The organism is Pseudomonas schmalbachii (assembly GCF_017589465.1).
GTDB lineage: Bacteria > Pseudomonadota > Gammaproteobacteria > Pseudomonadales > Pseudomonadaceae > Pseudomonas > Pseudomonas schmalbachii.
Genome location: NZ_JAELYA010000009.1, coordinates 128069 through 145502, shown reverse-complemented (window position 1 = coordinate 145502; position 17434 = coordinate 128069). Strand labels below are relative to the sequence as shown.

Annotated in this window: 14 protein-coding genes; 6 read left to right on the top strand and 8 right to left on the bottom strand. The window is 68.2% G+C overall.

Translation table 11 applies throughout. From position 1 onward, the window contains the following. Positions 1–390: 390 nt before the first annotated feature. Genes JFY56_RS21075 through JFY56_RS21060 form a run of 4 tightly spaced genes read right to left on the bottom strand, consistent with a single transcriptional unit; the run spans position 391 to position 5182 of the window. The gene (locus JFY56_RS21075; protein ID WP_208316103.1) at positions 391–1275 is read right to left on the bottom strand and encodes an efflux RND transporter periplasmic adaptor subunit; all 885 of its coding nucleotides are present in this window, start codon (positions 1273–1275) and stop codon (positions 391–393) included. A gap of 11 nt (positions 1276–1286) precedes the next feature. Next, the gene (locus tag JFY56_RS21070) at positions 1287–1487 is read right to left on the bottom strand and encodes a DUF1656 domain-containing protein (protein ID WP_208316187.1); all 201 of its coding nucleotides are present in this window, start codon (positions 1485–1487) and stop codon (positions 1287–1289) included. 1 nt (position 1488) lies between these two features. Beyond that, positions 1489–3672 (bottom strand): FUSC family protein, encoded by a 2184-nt coding sequence (locus tag JFY56_RS21065; RefSeq protein WP_208316102.1) that lies wholly within the window; start codon positions 3670–3672, stop codon positions 1489–1491. 1 nt (position 3673) lies between these two features. Next, complete coding sequence (locus tag JFY56_RS21060) at positions 3674–5182, bottom strand: efflux transporter outer membrane subunit (RefSeq protein ID WP_208316101.1); 1509 nt, start codon at positions 5180–5182, stop codon at positions 3674–3676. 182 nt (positions 5183–5364) lie between these two features. On the opposite strand from JFY56_RS21060, the gene JFY56_RS21055 reads away from it, so the two are divergent. The 3 genes from JFY56_RS21055 (at position 5365) to JFY56_RS21045 (ending at position 10405) form a co-directional block, all read left to right on the top strand. Further along, positions 5365–6309: a LysR family transcriptional regulator gene (locus tag JFY56_RS21055; protein WP_208316100.1), complete on the top strand. Its 945-nt coding sequence runs from the start codon at positions 5365–5367 to the stop codon at positions 6307–6309. 94 nt (positions 6310–6403) lie between these two features. Continuing rightward, positions 6404–9328 (top strand): autotransporter family protein, encoded by a 2925-nt coding sequence (locus JFY56_RS21050; protein WP_208316099.1) that lies wholly within the window; start codon positions 6404–6406, stop codon positions 9326–9328. A 99-nt stretch (positions 9329–9427) separates the two neighbouring features. Continuing rightward, a complete protein-coding gene (locus JFY56_RS21045) occupies positions 9428–10405 on the top strand; it encodes a 2-hydroxyacid dehydrogenase (protein WP_208316098.1) in 978 nt (325 codons plus the stop codon). A 197-nt stretch (positions 10406–10602) separates the two neighbouring features. Here JFY56_RS21045 and JFY56_RS21040 read toward each other — a convergent pair whose 3' ends face one another. From JFY56_RS21040 to ald, 3 genes are all read right to left on the bottom strand, one after another. Then, positions 10603–11679, bottom strand: coding sequence for an NAD(P)H-dependent flavin oxidoreductase (locus JFY56_RS21040; protein ID WP_208316097.1), 1077 nt, complete (start codon positions 11677–11679; stop codon positions 10603–10605). 192 nt (positions 11680–11871) lie between these two features. Then, complete coding sequence (locus JFY56_RS21035; protein WP_208316096.1) at positions 11872–12519, bottom strand: dioxygenase family protein; 648 nt, start codon at positions 12517–12519, stop codon at positions 11872–11874. 33 nt (positions 12520–12552) lie between these two features. After that, positions 12553–13674: an alanine dehydrogenase gene (gene ald / locus JFY56_RS21030; protein WP_208316095.1), complete on the bottom strand. Its 1122-nt coding sequence runs from the start codon at positions 13672–13674 to the stop codon at positions 12553–12555. 196 nt (positions 13675–13870) lie between these two features. Here ald and JFY56_RS21025 point away from each other — a divergent pair, with 196 nt between their 5' ends. After that, a complete protein-coding gene (locus tag JFY56_RS21025) occupies positions 13871–15724 on the top strand; it encodes an ABCB family ABC transporter ATP-binding protein/permease (protein ID WP_208316094.1) in 1854 nt (617 codons plus the stop codon). Between the two features lie 6 nt (positions 15725–15730). Here the strand turns inward: JFY56_RS21025 and JFY56_RS21020 are convergent, their stop codons facing one another. Then, positions 15731–16378, bottom strand: coding sequence for a cupin domain-containing protein (locus tag JFY56_RS21020; protein ID WP_208316093.1), 648 nt, complete (start codon positions 16376–16378; stop codon positions 15731–15733). A 244-nt stretch (positions 16379–16622) separates the two neighbouring features. Between JFY56_RS21020 and JFY56_RS21015 the strand changes: the two genes are divergently transcribed. Continuing rightward, positions 16623–16910: a hypothetical protein gene (locus JFY56_RS21015; protein ID WP_208316092.1), complete on the top strand. Its 288-nt coding sequence runs from the start codon at positions 16623–16625 to the stop codon at positions 16908–16910. A 2-nt stretch (positions 16911–16912) separates the two neighbouring features. Then, positions 16913–17335, top strand: a complete 423-nt coding sequence (locus JFY56_RS21010; RefSeq protein WP_208316091.1) for a hypothetical protein — start codon at positions 16913–16915, stop codon at positions 17333–17335. Positions 17336–17434: the final 99 nt, after the last annotated feature.

Genomic DNA, 17434 nt, shown 5'->3' with positions numbered 1-17434 from the left:
CCAACGCCGGTGCGGGAAGGTTTGCGCCGTAGGTTGGCGCTGAACGCAGTGAAGCCCAACGATGCCACGCCCAACAAATGTTGGGCTTCGCGTTGCTCAGCGCCAACCTACGAATCCAGGCCCAACGCCGGTGCGGGAAGGTTTGCGCCGTAGGTTGGCGCTGAACGCAGTGAAGCCCAACGATGCCACGCCCAACAAATGTTGGGCTTCGCGTTGCTCAGCGCCAACCTACGAATCCAGGCCCAACGCCGGTGCGGAAAGGTTTGCGCCGTAGGTTGGCGCTGAACGCAGTGAAGCCCAACGATGCCACGCCCGACAAATGTTGGGCTTCGCGTTGCTCAGCGCCAACCTACGAATCCAGGCCCAACAGCGGTGCCAAGTATGTTGGGCTCAGTGCGCAGCCACCGCCTCGCGCCGTTCCGGCTTGACGATCACCGTCGCGGTGATGCCGGCGGCCAGCAGCACGCCGTCCGGTACTTCGTCGATATGAATGCGCACCGGCACGCGCTGGGCCAGGCGGACCCAGTTGAAGGTCGGGTTGACGTCGGCCACCAGTTCGCGGCTTTCCGGGTTGTCGCGGTCGTAGATGGCGCGGGCGATGCTCTCGACGTGGCCCTTCAGGCGCTCGCCGCTCATCAGTTGCAATTCGGCCGGGTCGCCGATGCGGATGTGCGGCAGCTTGGTTTCCTCAAAGTAGCCGTAGATCCAGTAGGAACTCTCGTCGACCACCGCCATCTTCGCCTCGCCGACCCGCGCGTAATCGCCACGGTGCACGTTGAGGTTGGTCACGTAGCCGTCTACCGAGGCGCGCACTTCGGTGCGCTTGAGGTTGAGCCGGGCGGCATCCAGCGCGGCCTGCGCCTGCTGGTAATCAGCTTCGGCGGCGGCGGCGGTGTTGCTGGCGTCGTCGAGGCTTTCGCGGGAAACCACCTGCTCGTCCATCGCCGCGCGGCGCCTGGCGTTGAGCCGGCGCATGTCCAGGGTGGCCTTGCGCGAGGCGACCAGCGCTTCGGCCTGTTTCACCGCGATGCGGTAGTGGTCGGGGTCGATCTGCATCAGCAGGTCGCCCTTCTTCACCTGCTGGTTGTCGCGCACCGCCACGTCCACCACCACGCCGGAAACGTCGGCGGCGACGTTGATGATGTCGGCGCGCACGCGGCCGTCGCGGGTCCACGGGGTGTCCATGTAGTTCACCCAGAGGGCGCGCCCGAGCAATGCGGCGCAGGTGAGGATGATCAGGGTCGCCAGCAGGCTGAAGACGGATTTCAAGGTCATGGCGAAACTCGTTAGCGGTACACGGTGAGTGAGAGAGCGCCGAACAGGCAGGCGAACAGGCACACGCGAAACAGCGCCGGGTGCCAGGTGAATCGGTACAGGCCGACCCAGGCGAACAGGCGGTCGAGGCCCCAGCCGAGCAGCGCGGCGACGATGAACAGCAGGGTCATGACCGGCATGTACACGCCGTGGAAGGCGACCTCGCGGGGCAGGTCAAGCAACATGGGCAGCGTTCCCTCGGCTGGGCTCGGCATCGCGCAGCGGCGACTGCGGATCGAGCAGGGTGGTGCGGATGAAATGCAGGTAGCTGAGCAGGCGGCGTAGCGGCGAACTCTCGAAGTCCGGCGCGCGCTGCTCGTCGGTGTGGCGGATGGCGTCGATGGCGTGCTCCACGGCAGCCACGGCGCGTTGCCGATTGCTTTCGTCGGGCTGCATGAACAGGCGGATCAGCGCCCTGCCCAGCGTGCGGATCGACTGCCGCCAGGGCCTCGATTCGGCGTAGCAGGGTTCGTCCGGCAGGGCGTCCTGTTCGCGGCGCAGTTCGAGGATCGCGTGGCCGACTTCCAGCACCACGAAGGTCCAGCGCAGCAGGCCGCGCTGCACGTCCGGGCGGCCGGCGGCGACGCCGTAGGCCTGGTTGAGCAGGTCGCGGGTGGCGCTTTCGAAGGCCGGTGCCTGATCCGCGCGCTCGTCGCGAATCGCCTGCACCACGCGCATGCGCAGGTCGCGCTCCAGGCGCCGCCACAGCCAGGCGCTGGTCGGCGGCAGGATCACCGCGGCGGCCACCGCCGACAGCGCCATGGACAGCACCAGGGCGATGTATTCGTTGATCATCCGCGCCGGGTCGTAGACCGTCAGGTTGGCCGGCACCGAGCCGAAGCTGAAGAACACCAGCAAGCCCAGCCCGTAGCCGGCCCACTGCGGGCGGGTGGAGGCGAAGGCGCCGGCGGCGAACACCGGCGCCATCACCATGCACAGCAGCGGGAAGCCGTCGATGTGCGGGAACACGAAGAAGGTCGTGGCGAAGCCCAGCAGCGCGGAAATCACCGTGCCGATGGCCATCTGCATCGCCAGCTTCGCCGGGTTCGGCGCGGCGGAGGCCAGCGCCGAGACGGCCACTGCGTTGAGCGCGAAGGTGCTGCCGCTGGGCCAGGCGGTGGAAATCCAGAAGCTGCCGAACAGCAGGATCATCATCCCGGTGCGCATCCCGGCGACCGCCGCGCCCAGCGCATTCGCCCTGGCGGCGAAGTCGCCGCTCCACTGCTCGCGCTCGTGGCGATGATCGGCCAGAGAGGCGTGGGTCTGCGCGTAGCTGTAGAGGTCGTCGGCGAAGCGGTAGAGCAGTTCGGCGGCGGTGTTGAAATCGAGCAGCGCATCCTCGTCCGGCTGCCGGTCGACGAGATCCGCGCGGCACCGGCGGATGGTCCGCATCAGGCGCAGGCGGTGGCTGTCCAGGTCCTCGGCGAGCCGGCGGGCGTCCTCGTCGGTCACCGCGCGGCCGCGCCAGGGTTCGAGCACGCCGCGCAGTTCGTCGAGGCAGGGTTCGAAAGCCTGCAGCACCTGTTCCGCGCCCTGCCCGCGCAGGCGTTCGAGCAGCTGGTGCAGGGCGTGGTAGCGGGTGCCGAGGACCATGAACTCGTTGTTCAGGCGCAGCAGGCGGCCGTTACGCAGGCGCATGTGCGGGTCTTCGAAGGTGCTGGCGCTGCGCAGGGTGTCGAGGCCGACGGCCTGGGCGGCGAAGTTCACATTGGCCGCCTCGAAGGCCCGCGAGTCGCCGCCGTCGAGGTGGTCGAGGACGAACCCGGCGAAGGCGCCGAAGCGCAGGTACAGGGCGTTGCGCATGGCCGCGCCGGCGCTCTGCGGGAAGATCGCCGCGCTGACCACGGTGGCGACGACGATACCCAGCCCGACTTCCAGCAGCCGCCAGACCGCCTGCATGAACGCCGCGTCCGGATGCAGCGTGGCGGGAATCCCGATCAGCGCGGCGGTGTAGCCGGAGAGCACGCAGGCGTAGGAGCGGAAGTCGCGGTAGCGGGCGGCGCCGGCGGTGCACAGGCCGATCCAGATCGCCATGCTGAGCAGGAACAGCACGCGCTCCTGGGCGAACAGGGCGATCAGCGTGACCATCACGCTGAGGCCGAGAATGCTGCCGAGGATGCGGTAGAAGCTCTTGGCGAACACCTGCCCGCTCTGCGGCTGCATGACGATGAACACGGTGATCACCGCGGTGCTCGGCTGCGGCAGCTCCAGGCGCATGGCCAGCCAGAGGGTGGCGAAGGCGGCCAGCAGGACCTTGAGCAGGTAGATCCAGGTCACCCCGTCGCTGCGCGCCCAGTCGAACGCGGCGCGGCGCAGGTCTCCGCCGCTCGGCATGACCGAGCCAATGCTACGGGCCATCTCAGCGTCCTTCCGGCGGGCGTACGGAGACGGTGTCCGGCACCATCTGCGCTTCCTTCGGCGTGTCCCGGCCGCTCAGCAGTCCGCCACCGAGGGCCACCACCAGCCCGGCGTGGGCCGCCAGCCGCGCGGCGTGGACGCGCTGCGCCACCAGTTGCTGCTGGAACAGGCGGGTCTGCGCATTGAGCACGTTGAGGTAATCGGTCAGGCCGCCCTTGTAGGCGATGGTGGCGATGTCGTAGGTCTTCTGCGCCGCCGCTACCGATTGCGCGGCGAAGTCCTGCTGGATCTGCATCGAGTGCATGCGGATCAGCTGGTCGGAGATGCCCTTCAGCGCGTTGACCAGCGTCTGGTTGTACTGCGCAACCGCCACGTCGTAGCCCGCCGATTCCTGGCCAAGCTGGGCGCGGCGGCTGCCGCCATCGAAGATCGGCAGGGAGATCGCCGGGCCGACGGCGTAGGTGAATTTCTGGCCGGTGAGGAATTCCAGCATGCCGCCGCCGACCGCGCTGTAGCCGATGCTGGCGACCAGGTCGACGTTGGGATAGAACTCGGCGCGCGCCACATCCACGCCCTTGGCCTGGGCGGCAACCTTCCAGCGGCTGGCGACCACGTCCGGACGGTGGCCGACCAGCTCCATCGGCAGCTTGCCCGGCAGGCCCGGCTGCTCGGCGAGGACCAGCGTCGGGCGCTTGAGCGAGGCGCCGGCCCCCGGCCCCTTGCCGGCCAGCGCGGCGATCTGGTTGCGGCTGAGGGCGATGGCCTCGTCGAGGGCTTCCAGCTTGCGGCGGGTTTCCGGCAGCGGCACTTCCGCCTGACTGACCTCGAACTGCGTGCCGATGCCGCCGGCCAGGCGGCGCTGGGCCAGGGCGAGGATCTGTTCCTGCTGGTGCAGCATGGCCTCGCCGACTTCCAGCTCGGCGTACTGCAGCGACAGCTGGATATAGGCGCGGACGATGTTGCTCTCCAGCTCCAGCTGCGCCATGCGCGCCTCGGCGGCGGCCATGTAGGCGATGTTCAGGTAGCGCTCGGTATTGCTGCGCTCGCGGCCCCAGAGGTCGAGGGCGTAGCTGAAGCCGAGGGCGGCGTTGTTGTTCCAGGTGGTGGTCTTGGCCAGCTCGCCGGGGCCGTAGAAGAAGTCTTCCGGCCAGCCGTGGCGCTGCAGCGAAACGTCCCCGTTGACCTGCGGCGCCTCGGCGGCCTCGGCGGCGCCGGCCAGCGACATCGCCATGCGCACCCGCGCCTCGGCCTGGGCCAGGCTCGGGCTGCCGTCCAGCGCGGTGCGCACCCAGGCGTCCAGCTGCGGATCGCGATAGGCGCGCCACCACTGCTCCGCCGGCCAGCCCGCATCGCTGTTGGCGTGCTGGATGGCGGCATCGGTGGCGAGCTGTTCATCGGCCAGGCGCTGCTCCTGCGGAGCGATGCCGTTGGTGCTGATGCAGCCGGCGATTGTTGAGAAAACGACAAAGGAGCAGACGAACGTCAGTCCTTTCACGAGGTGACGCGGCACGGTCAAGGGTCCTGGGAGAATGATCTTGCGGGTGGCCGGTAAAGCCAGTGTGGCAGATGAATTCTAGGGAGGCTGGCGGGAAGGGATAAGACGGCTGAAATGCGATTCTTTATTACCGATACTGAAACAATTGGTCACGACTTCCGTGGGACAATGGCCGGGCAGAGCCGCACGAGAGAACTATGGACACGCTACAAACCATGCGAGCCTTCGTCAGCGTCGCGGAAACCGGCAGCTTTACCGCCGCCGCGCAGCAGCTGAACACCACCACCGCCTACGTCTCGCGGGCGGTCGCCAGCCTGGAAACGCACCTGCGCGCGCGCCTGCTCAACCGCACCACCCGACGCATCGCCCTGACCGAAGCCGGCCAGCGCTACCTGCTGCGCTGCGAACAGATCCTCGCCTACATCGAGGAAGCCGAGGCCGAAGCCGGCGACGCCCACGCCCGCCCCGCCGGCAAGCTGCGCGTGCACTCGATGACCGGCATCGGCCAGCACTACGTGATCAGCGCCATCGCCGGCTACCGCAAGCTGCACCCGGAAGTCGCCTTCGAGCTGACCATGGCCAACCGCGTGCCCGACCTGCTCGACGAGGGCTACGACGTGGCCATCCTGGTCGCCACCGATCTGCCGGACTCCGGGCTGGTGTCGCAGCGGGTCGGCGAGACCTACAGCATCCTCTGCGCGGCGCCGGCCTACCTCGCCGCACGCGGGGCACCACGCACCCCGGCGGAACTGATCGAACACGACTGCCTGAGACTGGTCAGCCCGGTACTGCCGCTGGACAAGTGGCTGTTCGACGGCCCCCACGGCCAGGAGATGATCACCCTCGGCCCGTCGCCGTTCCAGGTCAACGTCGGCGACGCCATGACCGAGGCGATCCGCGCCGGCATGGGCATCGGCGCGCTGCCGGTGTACTCGGCCAGCGCCGGCCTGCGCGACGGCTCGCTGGTGCGCGTGCTGCCGCACTACAAGCTGCAGATCCTCAACGTCTACGCGCTGTACCCGTCGCGGCAGTACCTCGACGCGAAGATCCGCACCTGGGTCGCCTACCTGCGCGAAACCCTGCCGGGCATATTGCAGGCCGACGAAGCGCGGATTCCCGAGGGCGGCCGCCCGCAGTCCTAGCGGGCCAGGCAGATCGCTCACCTGCTGGCGCGGCGGACCCGCTTCGGCTCGTCTAGACTTCAGCTCCGATGCAGAAGGCCAGGGAGAGCACCGGATGCTTCGTTCGAACGGCTCCGCCGTGCTCGGTGGATTGCTGTCCACTGCCCTGTGTGGCCTGTCGATGCAAGTCGCCGCCGAGTGCACGATCAGCGGCTCGACGGCCACCTGCGACGCCAGCCCGCCCAACCCCGCAACCACAGGGATCAACCTCGGCTCGGTAACCGGCGCCAGCGTCACCCTGGCCGCCAGCGCAGCGGGCGAGCCGGCGACGCAACTGGTCGTCGGCGATGCCACCGCGATCAGCACCGGCGCCGGTTCGACCATCACCATCGGCAGCAATGCCGTGGTGGCGAACCAGGCGGCGGATCAGGACAACGACCTGGTGCAGATCAATGGCAGCACGCTGGTGCGAGTCGAAAGCAGCGCCCAGCTCCTTTCCGCGGGCAGCAACCCCAACACCGAAGCCATCCAGACTCGCGGAGCGGGCAATACGATCATCAACGATGGCCGGATAGAGGGACAGAACGCGCGCGGCATCAACTTCATCTCCGCCGGCACGCAGCTGCTGATCAATCGCGGCGTGATCATCGGCCAGCAGCAGGGCATTCTCAGCCAGGGTCAGTCCGATGTGATCATCATCAACTCCGGAATCATCCAGGGCGATTCCGGAACCGCCATCCTCTGGCGGGACAGCGGCGGCAACACCCTGGTCCTGGAGGCAGGCTCGGATATCCGTGGCACGGTACGGGGCGTCGGCACCAATACGCTGGTGCTGGGCGGAAATGTCTCCGCCAGTTTCGACCTCGGCCTGATCGGCCCCGACGCGCAATATCAGGCATTCAGCGCCTTCCGCGTGCAGGACAACGCGACCTGGAGCCTGACCGGCGCGGCGACGCGGGACCTCGAATGGCAGGTGCAAAGCGGCACCCTGCGCTTCGCCACCAACACCTTCGGCTTCGCCCGCTTCAATGTCACCGGAGGTCGCTTCGCCTACGCCGACGACGTGGCAGTCGCCAGTCCGATCGAGCTGCACACCACCGTTCCCCTTCTCACCGAAGGCGGCAGCGCCACCCAGTCGGGAATCGTCAGTGGCAGCGGCGCCCTGCTCAAGGTGGGCCCGGGCAGTCTGGTCCTGAGCGGTATCAACAGTTACCTCGGCGGCACCGGCATCAATCAAGGGACGCTGGTGGTGGAGCAGGATGCCAACCTTGGCGCGGCGAGCGGAACGCTGGACTTTTCCGGCGGAACCCTGCAAACCATCGGCAGCTTCTCCAGCACCCGGCCGTTCAGCCTGAGCGCACCGGGTGGCACCATCGACACCGCACCGGACACCGTGCTCACTCTCGATGGCGCCGGCAGCGGCGAAGGCGAGCTGAATAAAACCGGCGCCGGCACGCTGCAACTGAATGGCGACAACGACTATTCCGGCGACACCCGCGTGCAGGCCGGCACCCTGTCGCTGAACGGTACGCTGCGCTCGGCCACGCTGATCGACAGCGCCGGCACCCTGGCGGGCACCGGCACGCTGCTGGCCCCGCTGACCAACGCCGGCCGCCTCACCCCTGGCAACTCCATTGGCGTACTGACCGTCGGTGACTACACGGGCGCCAACGGCCTGCTGGAAATCGAAAGCGTGCTCGGCGACGACAACTCTCCCAGCGACCGGCTGGTGGTGCAGGGCAACACCAGCGGCAATACCGCCGTGCAGGTGATCAACCTTGGCGGCGCGGGCGCCCCGACCGTCGCGGATGGCATTCGCGTGGTGCAGGTGGATGGCAATTCCGCTGGCTCCTTCGCCTTGCAGGGGCGCGTGGTCGCCGGCGCGTATGACTATCGATTGTTCAAGGGCGGCGTCGATCCCAACGACGGCGATTGGTACCTGCGCTCGGCGAATCCGCCCGCGCCTTCACCCACTCCAACACCAACTCCAGCGCCCACTCCAGCACCGCCAGCGCCAGCGCCAGCGCCAACGCCAACGCCAACGCCGGCACCATCACCGACGCCGACTCCAGCGCCACAACCCTTCTTCCGGCCGGAAATCGGCGCCTATCTGGGCAACCAGTTCGTCGCCAACCGCATGTTCAACCGCCTGACCCTGCATGACAGGCTCGGTGAAATCGACTTCAGCGAGCGCCAGCGCAGCGAAGGAGGCGGCGGCGCGGTATGGATGCGGACCGAGGCCAGCGACGTGGACGCATCGGCGGCGAACGACGCGCTGGACCTGGACAGCCGCATCCGCCTGCTCCAGGTCGGCGCCGAACTGCTGCGCTGGAGCGACGGCGACAATCGCTTCCACCTCGGCGTGATGGCCGCACAGGGCAGCGCCGACACCGATACGGACAACGACGCGACCGGCTTCGGCGCCAAGGGCGAAGTGGAAGGCACCGGCGCGGGAATCTATGCCACCTGGTTCCAGAGTGCCTCCGAAGCTACCGGCCTGTACGTGGACGGCTGGCTGCAATATGCCGACTACGACAACGAAGTGCGCGGCGACAGCCTGCCGAAAGAGCACTACGACAGCCACACCTGGGCCGTTTCCGTGGAGGCGGGTTATGCCTTCGAAATACTGCGCAGCACCGGCCATGGGTATTTCGTCGAGCCGCAGGTGCAAGTTATCCACAGCGAATTCGGCGCGGACAGCCTCACCGAGGCCAACGGCACCCGGTTGAACACGACAGACAGCGATGGCCTGACCACGCGCCTGGGCGTGCGCCTGTATGCCCGGGCGCTGGATGAAACGGCCTATCGGCTGCAGCCATTCGCGCAACTGGATTGGTGGAACGAAGACAACGACGCCAGCATCGAGCTGAACGGTGCGCGCTTCCATCGTTCGGCATCGAACGACCAGTACGGTCTCAAGCTGGGCTTGCAGATGGAACTGGCCGCCGGCTTGAGCGGATGGGCGCAGGCGCATGCGCTGGAAGGCGAAAACGACGCGTCCGCGATCGGCGCCGAGATCGGCCTGCGTTTCGCCTTCTAGACTCGGTTCGATTACCGCCCGCGAACACCGGGGCGCTTGCCAGCGACGGCCCACGCGATGGTAGGGTTGGCGCTTCGTTTCCCCAGCAGCCTTGCCGCCATGAAAAAGAACGTCTTCGTCTTCAGCCGCCTCGCCCCCGAACACCTCGAACGCCTGCGCAGCCAGTTCAACGTCACCGTCCTCGATCCCAAGCTCGGCGACGTCGACGCCCAGTACGCCGCCGCCCTGCCGGAAACCCACGGCATGATCGGCGTCGGCCGCCCGCTGGGCGCGAAGCAGCTGGAACAGGCCGGCAAGCTGGAAGTGATCTCCAGCGTCTCGGTCGGCTACGACAACTACGACCTCGCCTACCTCAACCAGCGCGGCATCCCGCTGACCAACACCCCCGACGTGCTCACCGAATCCACCGCCGACCTCGGCTTCGCCCTGCTGCTGAGCGCGGCCCGGCGCACCGCCGAACTGGACGCCTGGACCAAGGCCGGCCAGTGGAAGCGCACCGTCGACACCCCGCAATTCGGCGTCGACGTGTACGGCAAGAAGCTTGGCATCCTCGGCCTCGGCCGCATCGGCGCGGCCATCGCCCGGCGCGGGCACCTGGGCTTCGGCATGCAGGTGCTCTACCACGGCAACAACCGCAAGCCCGAGCTGGAGCAACAGTTCGCCGCACGCTTCTGCGGCTTCGACGAACTGCTCGGCGAGGCCGATTTCGTCTGCGTGGTGGTGCCGCTGACCGACGCCACCCGCAAGCTGATCGGCAAGCGCGAGCTTGAGCTGATGAAGCCCAGCGCCATCCTGGTCAACATCTCCCGCGGCCAGGTGATCGACGAAGCGGCGCTGGTCGAGGCGCTGCAAGAAAAGCGCATCCTCGGCGCCGGGCTGGATGTCTACGAGAAGGAACCGCTGGTCGAATCGCCGCTGTTCGCCCTGCCCAACGCCGTGACCCTGCCGCACATCGGCTCCGCCACCCACGAAACCCGCCGCGCCATGGCCGAATGCGCCCTGGAAAACTTCGAATCCGCCATACGCGGCGAACGGCCGCGCAACCTGGTCAATCCGCAGGTGTGGCGCGAGCGGTAGCGGTATCGCCCGTACGGCGCCGTGATTCGTAGGGTGGACAACGCGAAGCTTGTCCACCTTCAGCCTCGGCACCGAGTCCTGGTGGAAAACGCTTCGCGGTTTTCCACCCTACGTTTCCGGTGACGGCAAACCGTAGGAGCGGGCCATGCCCGCGATTCGCGCCCATGGGGCGCTCCTACACACGCCGCACCAACCCATTATCCCCGCGAGAACCGCGCCAACGCTTCCTCGGCCAACTTGCGGGTCAATTCCCCCGCCGGCAATACGCGGCCGAAGCGTGCCGCCTGGCCGGACCAGAGGTTGATGAATTCGCCCGAGCCGCCCGGTTCGGACTTCGCCCGCAGCGGGGCGAGCGCGCCGCCGGCCAGGGGGAATTCCGGGGCGAGGTCGGTCAGCGGGCCGATCTCGCGCATGATGCGGTTGACGATGCTGCGGGCCGGGCGGCCGGTGAAGATGTTGGTCAGCGCGGTGCTGTCGTCGCGCGCTTCGTGCAGGGCGCGGCGGTGGACGGCGGAGACCTTGGCCTCCGGGCAGAACAGGTAGGCGGTGCCCAGTTGCACCGCCGAGGCGCCGAGCATGAAGGCGGCGGCGATGCCGCGGGCGTCGCCGATGCCGCCGGCCGCGATCACCGGCACCCGCACCGCGTCCACCACCTGCGGCAGCAGGGCGAACAGGCCGACCTGGGTGTTCATGTCGAGATCGAGGAAAGTGCCGCGATGGCCGCCGGCCTCCAGGCCCATGGCGATGATCGCGTCGCAGCCGTGGCGCTCCAGCCAGACGGCCTCGGCCACGGTGGTCGCCGAGGAAATCACCTTTGCCCCGGTGGCCTTGACCCGCGCCAGCAGCTCCGCCTGCGGCAGGCCGAAATGGAAGCTGACCACCTCAGGGCGCAGTTCTTCCACCAGCGTGCACAGGTCGGCATCGAACGGCGCACGGTTGGACGGCGGGTACGGCGCATCGAAGTCGGCGCCGAGTTCCTCGTAGTAGGGCTTCAGCCGCGCCCGCCAGCGCGCCTCTCGCTCGGCGTCGGGTTGCGGCGGCTGGTGGCAGAAGAAGTTCATGTTCAGAGGCTTGCGGCTGGCCGCGCGGAAGGTCGCCACCTCGACGCGGATCTGCTCGGCGTTGAGCAGCGCGCACGGCTGGGAACCCAGCCCGCCGGCCTCGGCCACCGCGATGGCCAGCGCCGAGCCGTTGGCCCCGGCCATCGGCGCCTGGACTATCGGCAGCTCGATGCCAAGCAGATCGCGGATTCGGTTGTCGGGCCAATCGCTCATCGGTTCTCTCCGGCAGGTCAAAAAGCGCGGCGCAGGGCGGCCGCTAGCGGCATACAGGATTGATGACAATGCCGGTGAAGTCCACCGCAGAAGTGGCAGCGCTTCTCGTAGGTTGGCGCTGAACGCAGTGAAGCCCAACGATGGCAACGTTGGGCTTCGCAAGCTCAGCGCCAACCTACGCGCCAAATCCACTCAGGCTTTCGGCGTCAGTCCCAGCACGATATCGAAGCGCGCCTGCTGGCCGCTGCCGTCGGCCAGCGGCAGGAAGTCCGCCTGCAGCGCCTCGCGGGCGCGCGGGTCTTCGACGCGGGTGAAGATGTAGTCCTGGGCATTCTGCGGCTCGCCACGGATGTAGCACTGGGTGGTGAAGCGCGGCTGGCCGGGCAGCGTCACCGCCACGTGGATATGCGGTGTGCGCCCGCTGTAGGGCACCGGGCGGATGGTGCGGAAGCGGTAGCCGCCGTCGCTGGCGGTCTCGAACTGGCCGTAGCCCTGGAAGCCGACGTCGCGGTGCTGCGGATCGCCGCCCCGGCTGTGCAGGTAGATGCCGTTGGCGTCGGCCTGCCAGATCTCGATCAGCGCGTGGTTCAGCGGCTCGCCCCGGGCGTCGAGGATGCGCCCGTGGAACTGCACCACGGTGCCGATGGCGGCGGCCGCCGCGCCCTCCACGCGCACCAGGTCATTGTCGCGGTCCAGCGGCAGGCGGTCGGGGTAGAACGGCCCGGCGGTCTGCCGGGGCGTCAGCATCAGCGCGGCCCAGCTGCCCGGCGCTCCGAGCGCCAGCGCCGCGGTCAGGCAGCCGCCGACGAACTGGCGGCGATTGCAGGCGAGTCCCCGCATGGGTACCTCCCGACGCGGCACGTACCACCGCGCCTACGACTTCCCGAGCATTTCCTCCGCGCTGCGATACGCCATCCCATGCGCCTCGGCCACGCCGGCGCAGGTCACCACGCCACGGATCACGTTGAGCCCGTTGCGCAGATGCGGATCGGCCTCCAGCGCGGCGCGCACGCCCTTCTCGGCGAGGGCGATGACGAACGGCAGGGTGGCGTTGTTCAGCGCCAGGGTCGAGGTGCGCGCCACCGCACCCGGCATGTTGGCCACGCAGTAATGCACCACGCCGTCGACCTCGTAGGTCGGATGGGCATGGGTGGTCGGCCGCGACGTCTCGGCGCAGCCGCCCTGGTCGATGGCGACGTCGACCAGCACCGAACCCTGCTTCATCTGCGCGACCATCTCGGCGCTGACCAGCTTCGGCGCGGACGACCCTGGGATCAGTACGCCGCCGATCACCAGGTCGGCGGCCAGCACCTGCTCGCGCACCACCGCGCGGGTCGAGTACAGCGTGGTGATGCGGTTACCGAACTGCGCATCGAGGCGGCGCAGGGCATCGACGCTCTTGTCCAGCACGCAGACCTCGGCACCGAGGCCGACCGCCATGGCCAGCGCATGGGTGCCGACCACACCGCCGCCGAGGATGACCACCCGCCCCGGCGCCACTCCCGGCACTCCGCCGAGCAGTACGCCGCGGCCGCCCTGGGCGCTCTCCAGGCAATGCGCGCCGGCCTGGATCGACATGCGCCCGGCGACCTCGGACATCGGCGCCAGCAGCGGCAGGCGGCCCTGCGCGTCGGTGACCGTCTCGTAGGCGATGCAGGTGGCGCCGCTGTGCTGCAGGTCGTCGGTCTGCTGGCGATCCGGGGCCAGGTGCAGGTAGGTGAACAGCGTATGTTCGGGACGCAGGCGGGCGCGCTCGTCGGCCAGCGGCTCCTTGACCTTGACGATCAGCTCGGCGGCATCGAAGACCTCTGCCGTGTCATGCGCGATCCGCGCGCCGGCGGCTTCGTAGTCGGCATCGCTGAAGCCGATGGCGGCGCCGGCCTTGCGCTGCACCCAGACCTTGTGGCCGAGGCCGGTCAGTTCGGCCACCGAATTCGGGGTGAGGCCGACACGGTATTCATGGACTTTCACTTCCTTGGGGACACCGATACGCATGGCTCACCTCCGCGAGGAATGCCTATCTGAAGTCTAGGAAAAGTTCGATGGCAATCCCCCTGAAGGGCCCTGCGCTTTTGGGGGATTTACCTGAAAATCGCCGATCTTTCAGCGGCGTGCGGCAACCATGCACCGACCATGGCGGGCCGCCCGCTTATACTCCCCGCCAACAGAACCCCGCCCCCGAGTGCCGATCATGAGCGAACCGAACCAGCAGCCCGCCACCCCGTCCGCAGCACCGGCCAAGCCCGCCCTGGCCGCCGAGCGTGCCGCCGGTGCGCGCAGCGACCTCGCCGTGCTCAACGCCCTGCTGCCCTACCTGCGGCCCTACGCCTGGCGCATCGGCGCGGCGCTCGGGCTGGTCTTCGCCGCCAAGCTGGTCAACCTGTACGTGCCGGTCGCGCTCAAGCAGATCGTCGACGGCCTCAATGTCGAACCCAGCCTGATGCTGCTGCCGGTCGGCCTGCTGCTGGCCTACGGCGCCTCGCGCATCGGCGTGACCCTGTTCACCGAGCTGCGCCAGGTGGTGTTCGCCCGGGTCATGGCGCGCGCCTCGCGGCAGATCACCCTGCAGGTGTTCCGCCACCTGCATGGCCTCAGCCTGAAATTCCACCTCGGCCGCCGCACCGGTGGCGTCGCCCGCGACGTCGAACGCGGCGGCAGCGCGATTTCCGACCTGCTGGACTGGACGCTCTACACCATCGTGCCGACCCTGCTGGAAGTGCTGATGGTGACCGTGGTGCTGGTCTGGGCCTACGACTGGGGCTTCGCCCTGATCACCCTCGCCACCCTGCTCGCCTATGGCCTGTTCACCATCGCCGTCACCGAGTGGCGCACCCGCTACTACCGCGCGGCGGTGGAGGCCGATACCCGCGCCAACGAGCGCGCGGTGGATTCGCTGCTCAACTACGAGACGGTCAAGTACTTCAACAACGAGGCCCACGAGGCGCAGCGCTACGACGAGAACCTGCGCCACCTGGAGAACACCAAGGTCAAGGCGATGAAGTCGCTGGCTCTGCTCAACCTCGGCCAGACCGCGGTGATCGCCGTCGGCGTGACCGCCATGATGTGGCGCGCCGCCGCCGGGGTGGTCGATGGCCGGCTGAGCATCGGCGACCTGGTGCTGGTCAACGCCTACCTGCTGCAGCTGTCGGCGCCGCTGTTCCTGCTCGGCATGATGTACCGCGAGGTGAAGCAGGCGATGACCAACATGGAGCGCCTGTTCGGCCTGCTCGACGAGCGCCAGGACGTGCAGGATGCGCCGAACGCCATACCGCTGGCGACCAGCCGCCCGCGCGTGCGCTTCGAGAATGTGCACTTCGGCTACGACCCGCGCCGCGAGATCCTCCACGGCGTCGACTTCGAGATCCCGCCCGGCGGCACGGTGGCGGTGGTCGGCCATTCGGGCTCGGGCAAGTCCACCCTCGCACGCCTGCTGTACCGCTTCTACGACGTCGACTCCGGGCACATCCGCATCGACGGCCACGACCTGCGCGAGCTGACCCAGGGCTCGGTGCGCGCCGCCATCGGCATCGTTCCGCAGGACACCGTGCTGTTCAACGACAGCATCTACTACAACATCGCCTACGGCCGCCCCGACGCCAGCCGCGAGGAAATCGAGAACGCCGCCCGCGCCGCGCATATCCACGAATTCATCCAGCGCCTGCCGGACGGCTACGAAACCCAGGTCGGCGAGCGCGGCCTGAAGCTTTCCGGCGGCGAGAAGCAGCGCGTGGCCATCGCCCGCGCGCTGCTGAAGAACCCGGCGATCCTGATCTTCGACGAGGCTACCTCGGCGCTCGACTCGCGCTCGGAAAAGACCATCCAGGCGGCGCTGGACCGCATCCAGGTCGGCCGCACCACGCTGGTGATCGCCCACCGCCTGTCCACCGTGATGGACGCCGACCTGATCCTGGTGCTGGACGCCGGGCGCATCATCGAGAGCGGCAGCCACCGCCAGTTGCTGTCGGCCGGCGGCAGCTACGCGCAGATGTGGATGCTGCAACAGCAGGAGTCGGAGACGCCGGTCGGCCAGCCGGACGCGACCTGAGCCGGCTCAGACGGGGTCCAAGTCGCAGGCTTCGCGCTGCTCCAGCGCGCCCTCCTTCAACCACACCCGCGCGCCCTCGGCGCCGACCTGCGCACGCAGCGGCATGCCGGCGGGCAGGCGCAGCCAGGACAGGGTTTCCAGCGTATCGGCGCCTTCCCTGAAGGAGCCGGCCAGCACCAGCAGTTCCAGTCCCCGGGGATTGGCAATCTCGTGGGTACTGCCGGGCTGCCAGTGCTCGATGTGCACCTGTTCATAGCCGTTGTCGAACAGCAGCGCCCGCTCGCCGGGACGGACGACCAGTTGCTCGGCATCGTCATGACGGAATTGCCAGAGCTTCACGAAGATGGTGCAGCCCTGGGTGGACGCCGGCGAATGATGGCTGCCCGGCGGGTTGCGCACGTAGCTGCCGACCGGATAGGCGCCGTTCTCGTCCTCGAAGACGCCCTCCAGCACCAGGAACTCCTCGCCGGCCGGGTGGCCGTGCCGGGCGAAGCGGCTGCCCGGCGCATAGCGCACGATGGACGTCGCCCGCGCCTTCTCCTCGCCGATGCGATAGAGCATCCGCCGCTCCACCCCCGGCGCCGGACTCGCCGCCCAGTCCAGCCGCGCGGCATGCACCAGCGTGCGCTGGCTCAGATCGTCGTTCAGTCGCATGGCTTGCTGGGCTCCGCACGGGATGGGTGATCTTTACAGTTTGTAGGATGGGTCGAGCGAAGCGATACCCTTCGGTCGGAGGGACAGATGCAGGGCGGCGCCAATCCGTAGGAGCGAGCTCTGCTCGCGAAGCTTTTGCATTGCCGGCGTTCGCGAGCAGAGCTCGCTCCTACAGACACCCCCGCGCCTACCGATAACCGCAACCCTCGCTATGCTTCCAGAGGGACATGGGGAGCAACGGGCCATGGATATCGAGAACCTGAACCAACCGATCGCCGGGGAAAAATTCCACTTCCGCGTCACTGGCGGCACGCGGCCCACGCATATCGAGGTCTACATCGACCGCCTGGCGATACGGGTCACCGACTGTCCCGACCCGCCCTGCCACGAGATGGTCGCCATTCCCCACGGCACCATCGGCGCCGAATTGCTGGTGATCGCCCGGGATACCCAGGGCAACGTCGAGGAACGCAGCTTCATCATCGGCGACGCCGAAACCAGCGTAGGCGAGCTGGTCACAGCGGATGTCTGAGCATGCTCGATGACCTTCTACAGCAGCTCTCCAGCGTCCCGGCCGGCGCGTTCGCCGCAATCGCCGCCGTGGCCGGCGCCACCGGAGCCATCGTCGCCGCGCTGATCACCGCCCTGCTCGGCAAGCTGATCGTCAGCTCCCGCGACCTGCAGGACCGCGAGGCGGAGTGGCGCAAGCATGCACTGGAGCTGACCAAGCTCGACCTGGAACGCAAGCTGAAGTCCGGCCGGGACTTCCAGGCCAACCCGCTGCGCCCGTGCATCCTCGACTTCCTCGCCAACTACCGGGACTTGCAGGAGCTCGGCAAAAAATCGCCGAAGGACCTGTACCAGACCATCCTCACCACCCGCCTGGCCAAGCCCCCCGCCGCCCCGCCCAAACCCCCGGCCACCCCGCCCGCCGAAGCGCTGGAAGACAGCGGCTGACGCTCCCCCCACACCGTCCTTGCAGGAACTCGCGCCGAGGTGCTCTTCGTAGGTTGGCGCTGAGCTTGCGAAGCCCAACACTTGTTGGACGCGGCACCG

Excerpts from the sequence above, each read along its gene's own strand:
- JFY56_RS21025 (WP_208316094.1), top strand. The coding sequence starts at position 13,871 with ATGAGCGAACCGAACCAGCAGCCCGCCACCCCGTCCGCAGCACCGGCC.
- JFY56_RS21055 (WP_208316100.1), top strand. The coding sequence starts at position 5,365 with ATGGACACGCTACAAACCATGCGAGCCTTCGTCAGCGTCGCGGAAACC.
- JFY56_RS21015 (WP_208316092.1), top strand. The coding sequence starts at position 16,623 with ATGGATATCGAGAACCTGAACCAACCGATCGCCGGGGAAAAATTCCAC.
- JFY56_RS21035 (WP_208316096.1), bottom strand. The coding sequence starts at position 12,519 with ATGCGGGGACTCGCCTGCAATCGCCGCCAGTTCGTCGGCGGCTGCCTG.
- JFY56_RS21040 (WP_208316097.1), bottom strand. The coding sequence starts at position 11,679 with ATGAGCGATTGGCCCGACAACCGAATCCGCGATCTGCTTGGCATCGAG.
- JFY56_RS21010 (WP_208316091.1), top strand. The coding sequence starts at position 16,913 with ATGCTCGATGACCTTCTACAGCAGCTCTCCAGCGTCCCGGCCGGCGCG.
- JFY56_RS21050 (WP_208316099.1), top strand. The coding sequence starts at position 6,404 with ATGCTTCGTTCGAACGGCTCCGCCGTGCTCGGTGGATTGCTGTCCACT.
- JFY56_RS21075 (WP_208316103.1), bottom strand. The coding sequence starts at position 1,275 with ATGACCTTGAAATCCGTCTTCAGCCTGCTGGCGACCCTGATCATCCTC.
- ald (WP_208316095.1), bottom strand. The coding sequence starts at position 13,674 with ATGCGTATCGGTGTCCCCAAGGAAGTGAAAGTCCATGAATACCGTGTC.
- JFY56_RS21020 (WP_208316093.1), bottom strand. The coding sequence starts at position 16,378 with ATGCGACTGAACGACGATCTGAGCCAGCGCACGCTGGTGCATGCCGCG.
- JFY56_RS21065 (WP_208316102.1), bottom strand. The coding sequence starts at position 3,672 with ATGGCCCGTAGCATTGGCTCGGTCATGCCGAGCGGCGGAGACCTGCGC.
- JFY56_RS21045 (WP_208316098.1), top strand. The coding sequence starts at position 9,428 with ATGAAAAAGAACGTCTTCGTCTTCAGCCGCCTCGCCCCCGAACACCTC.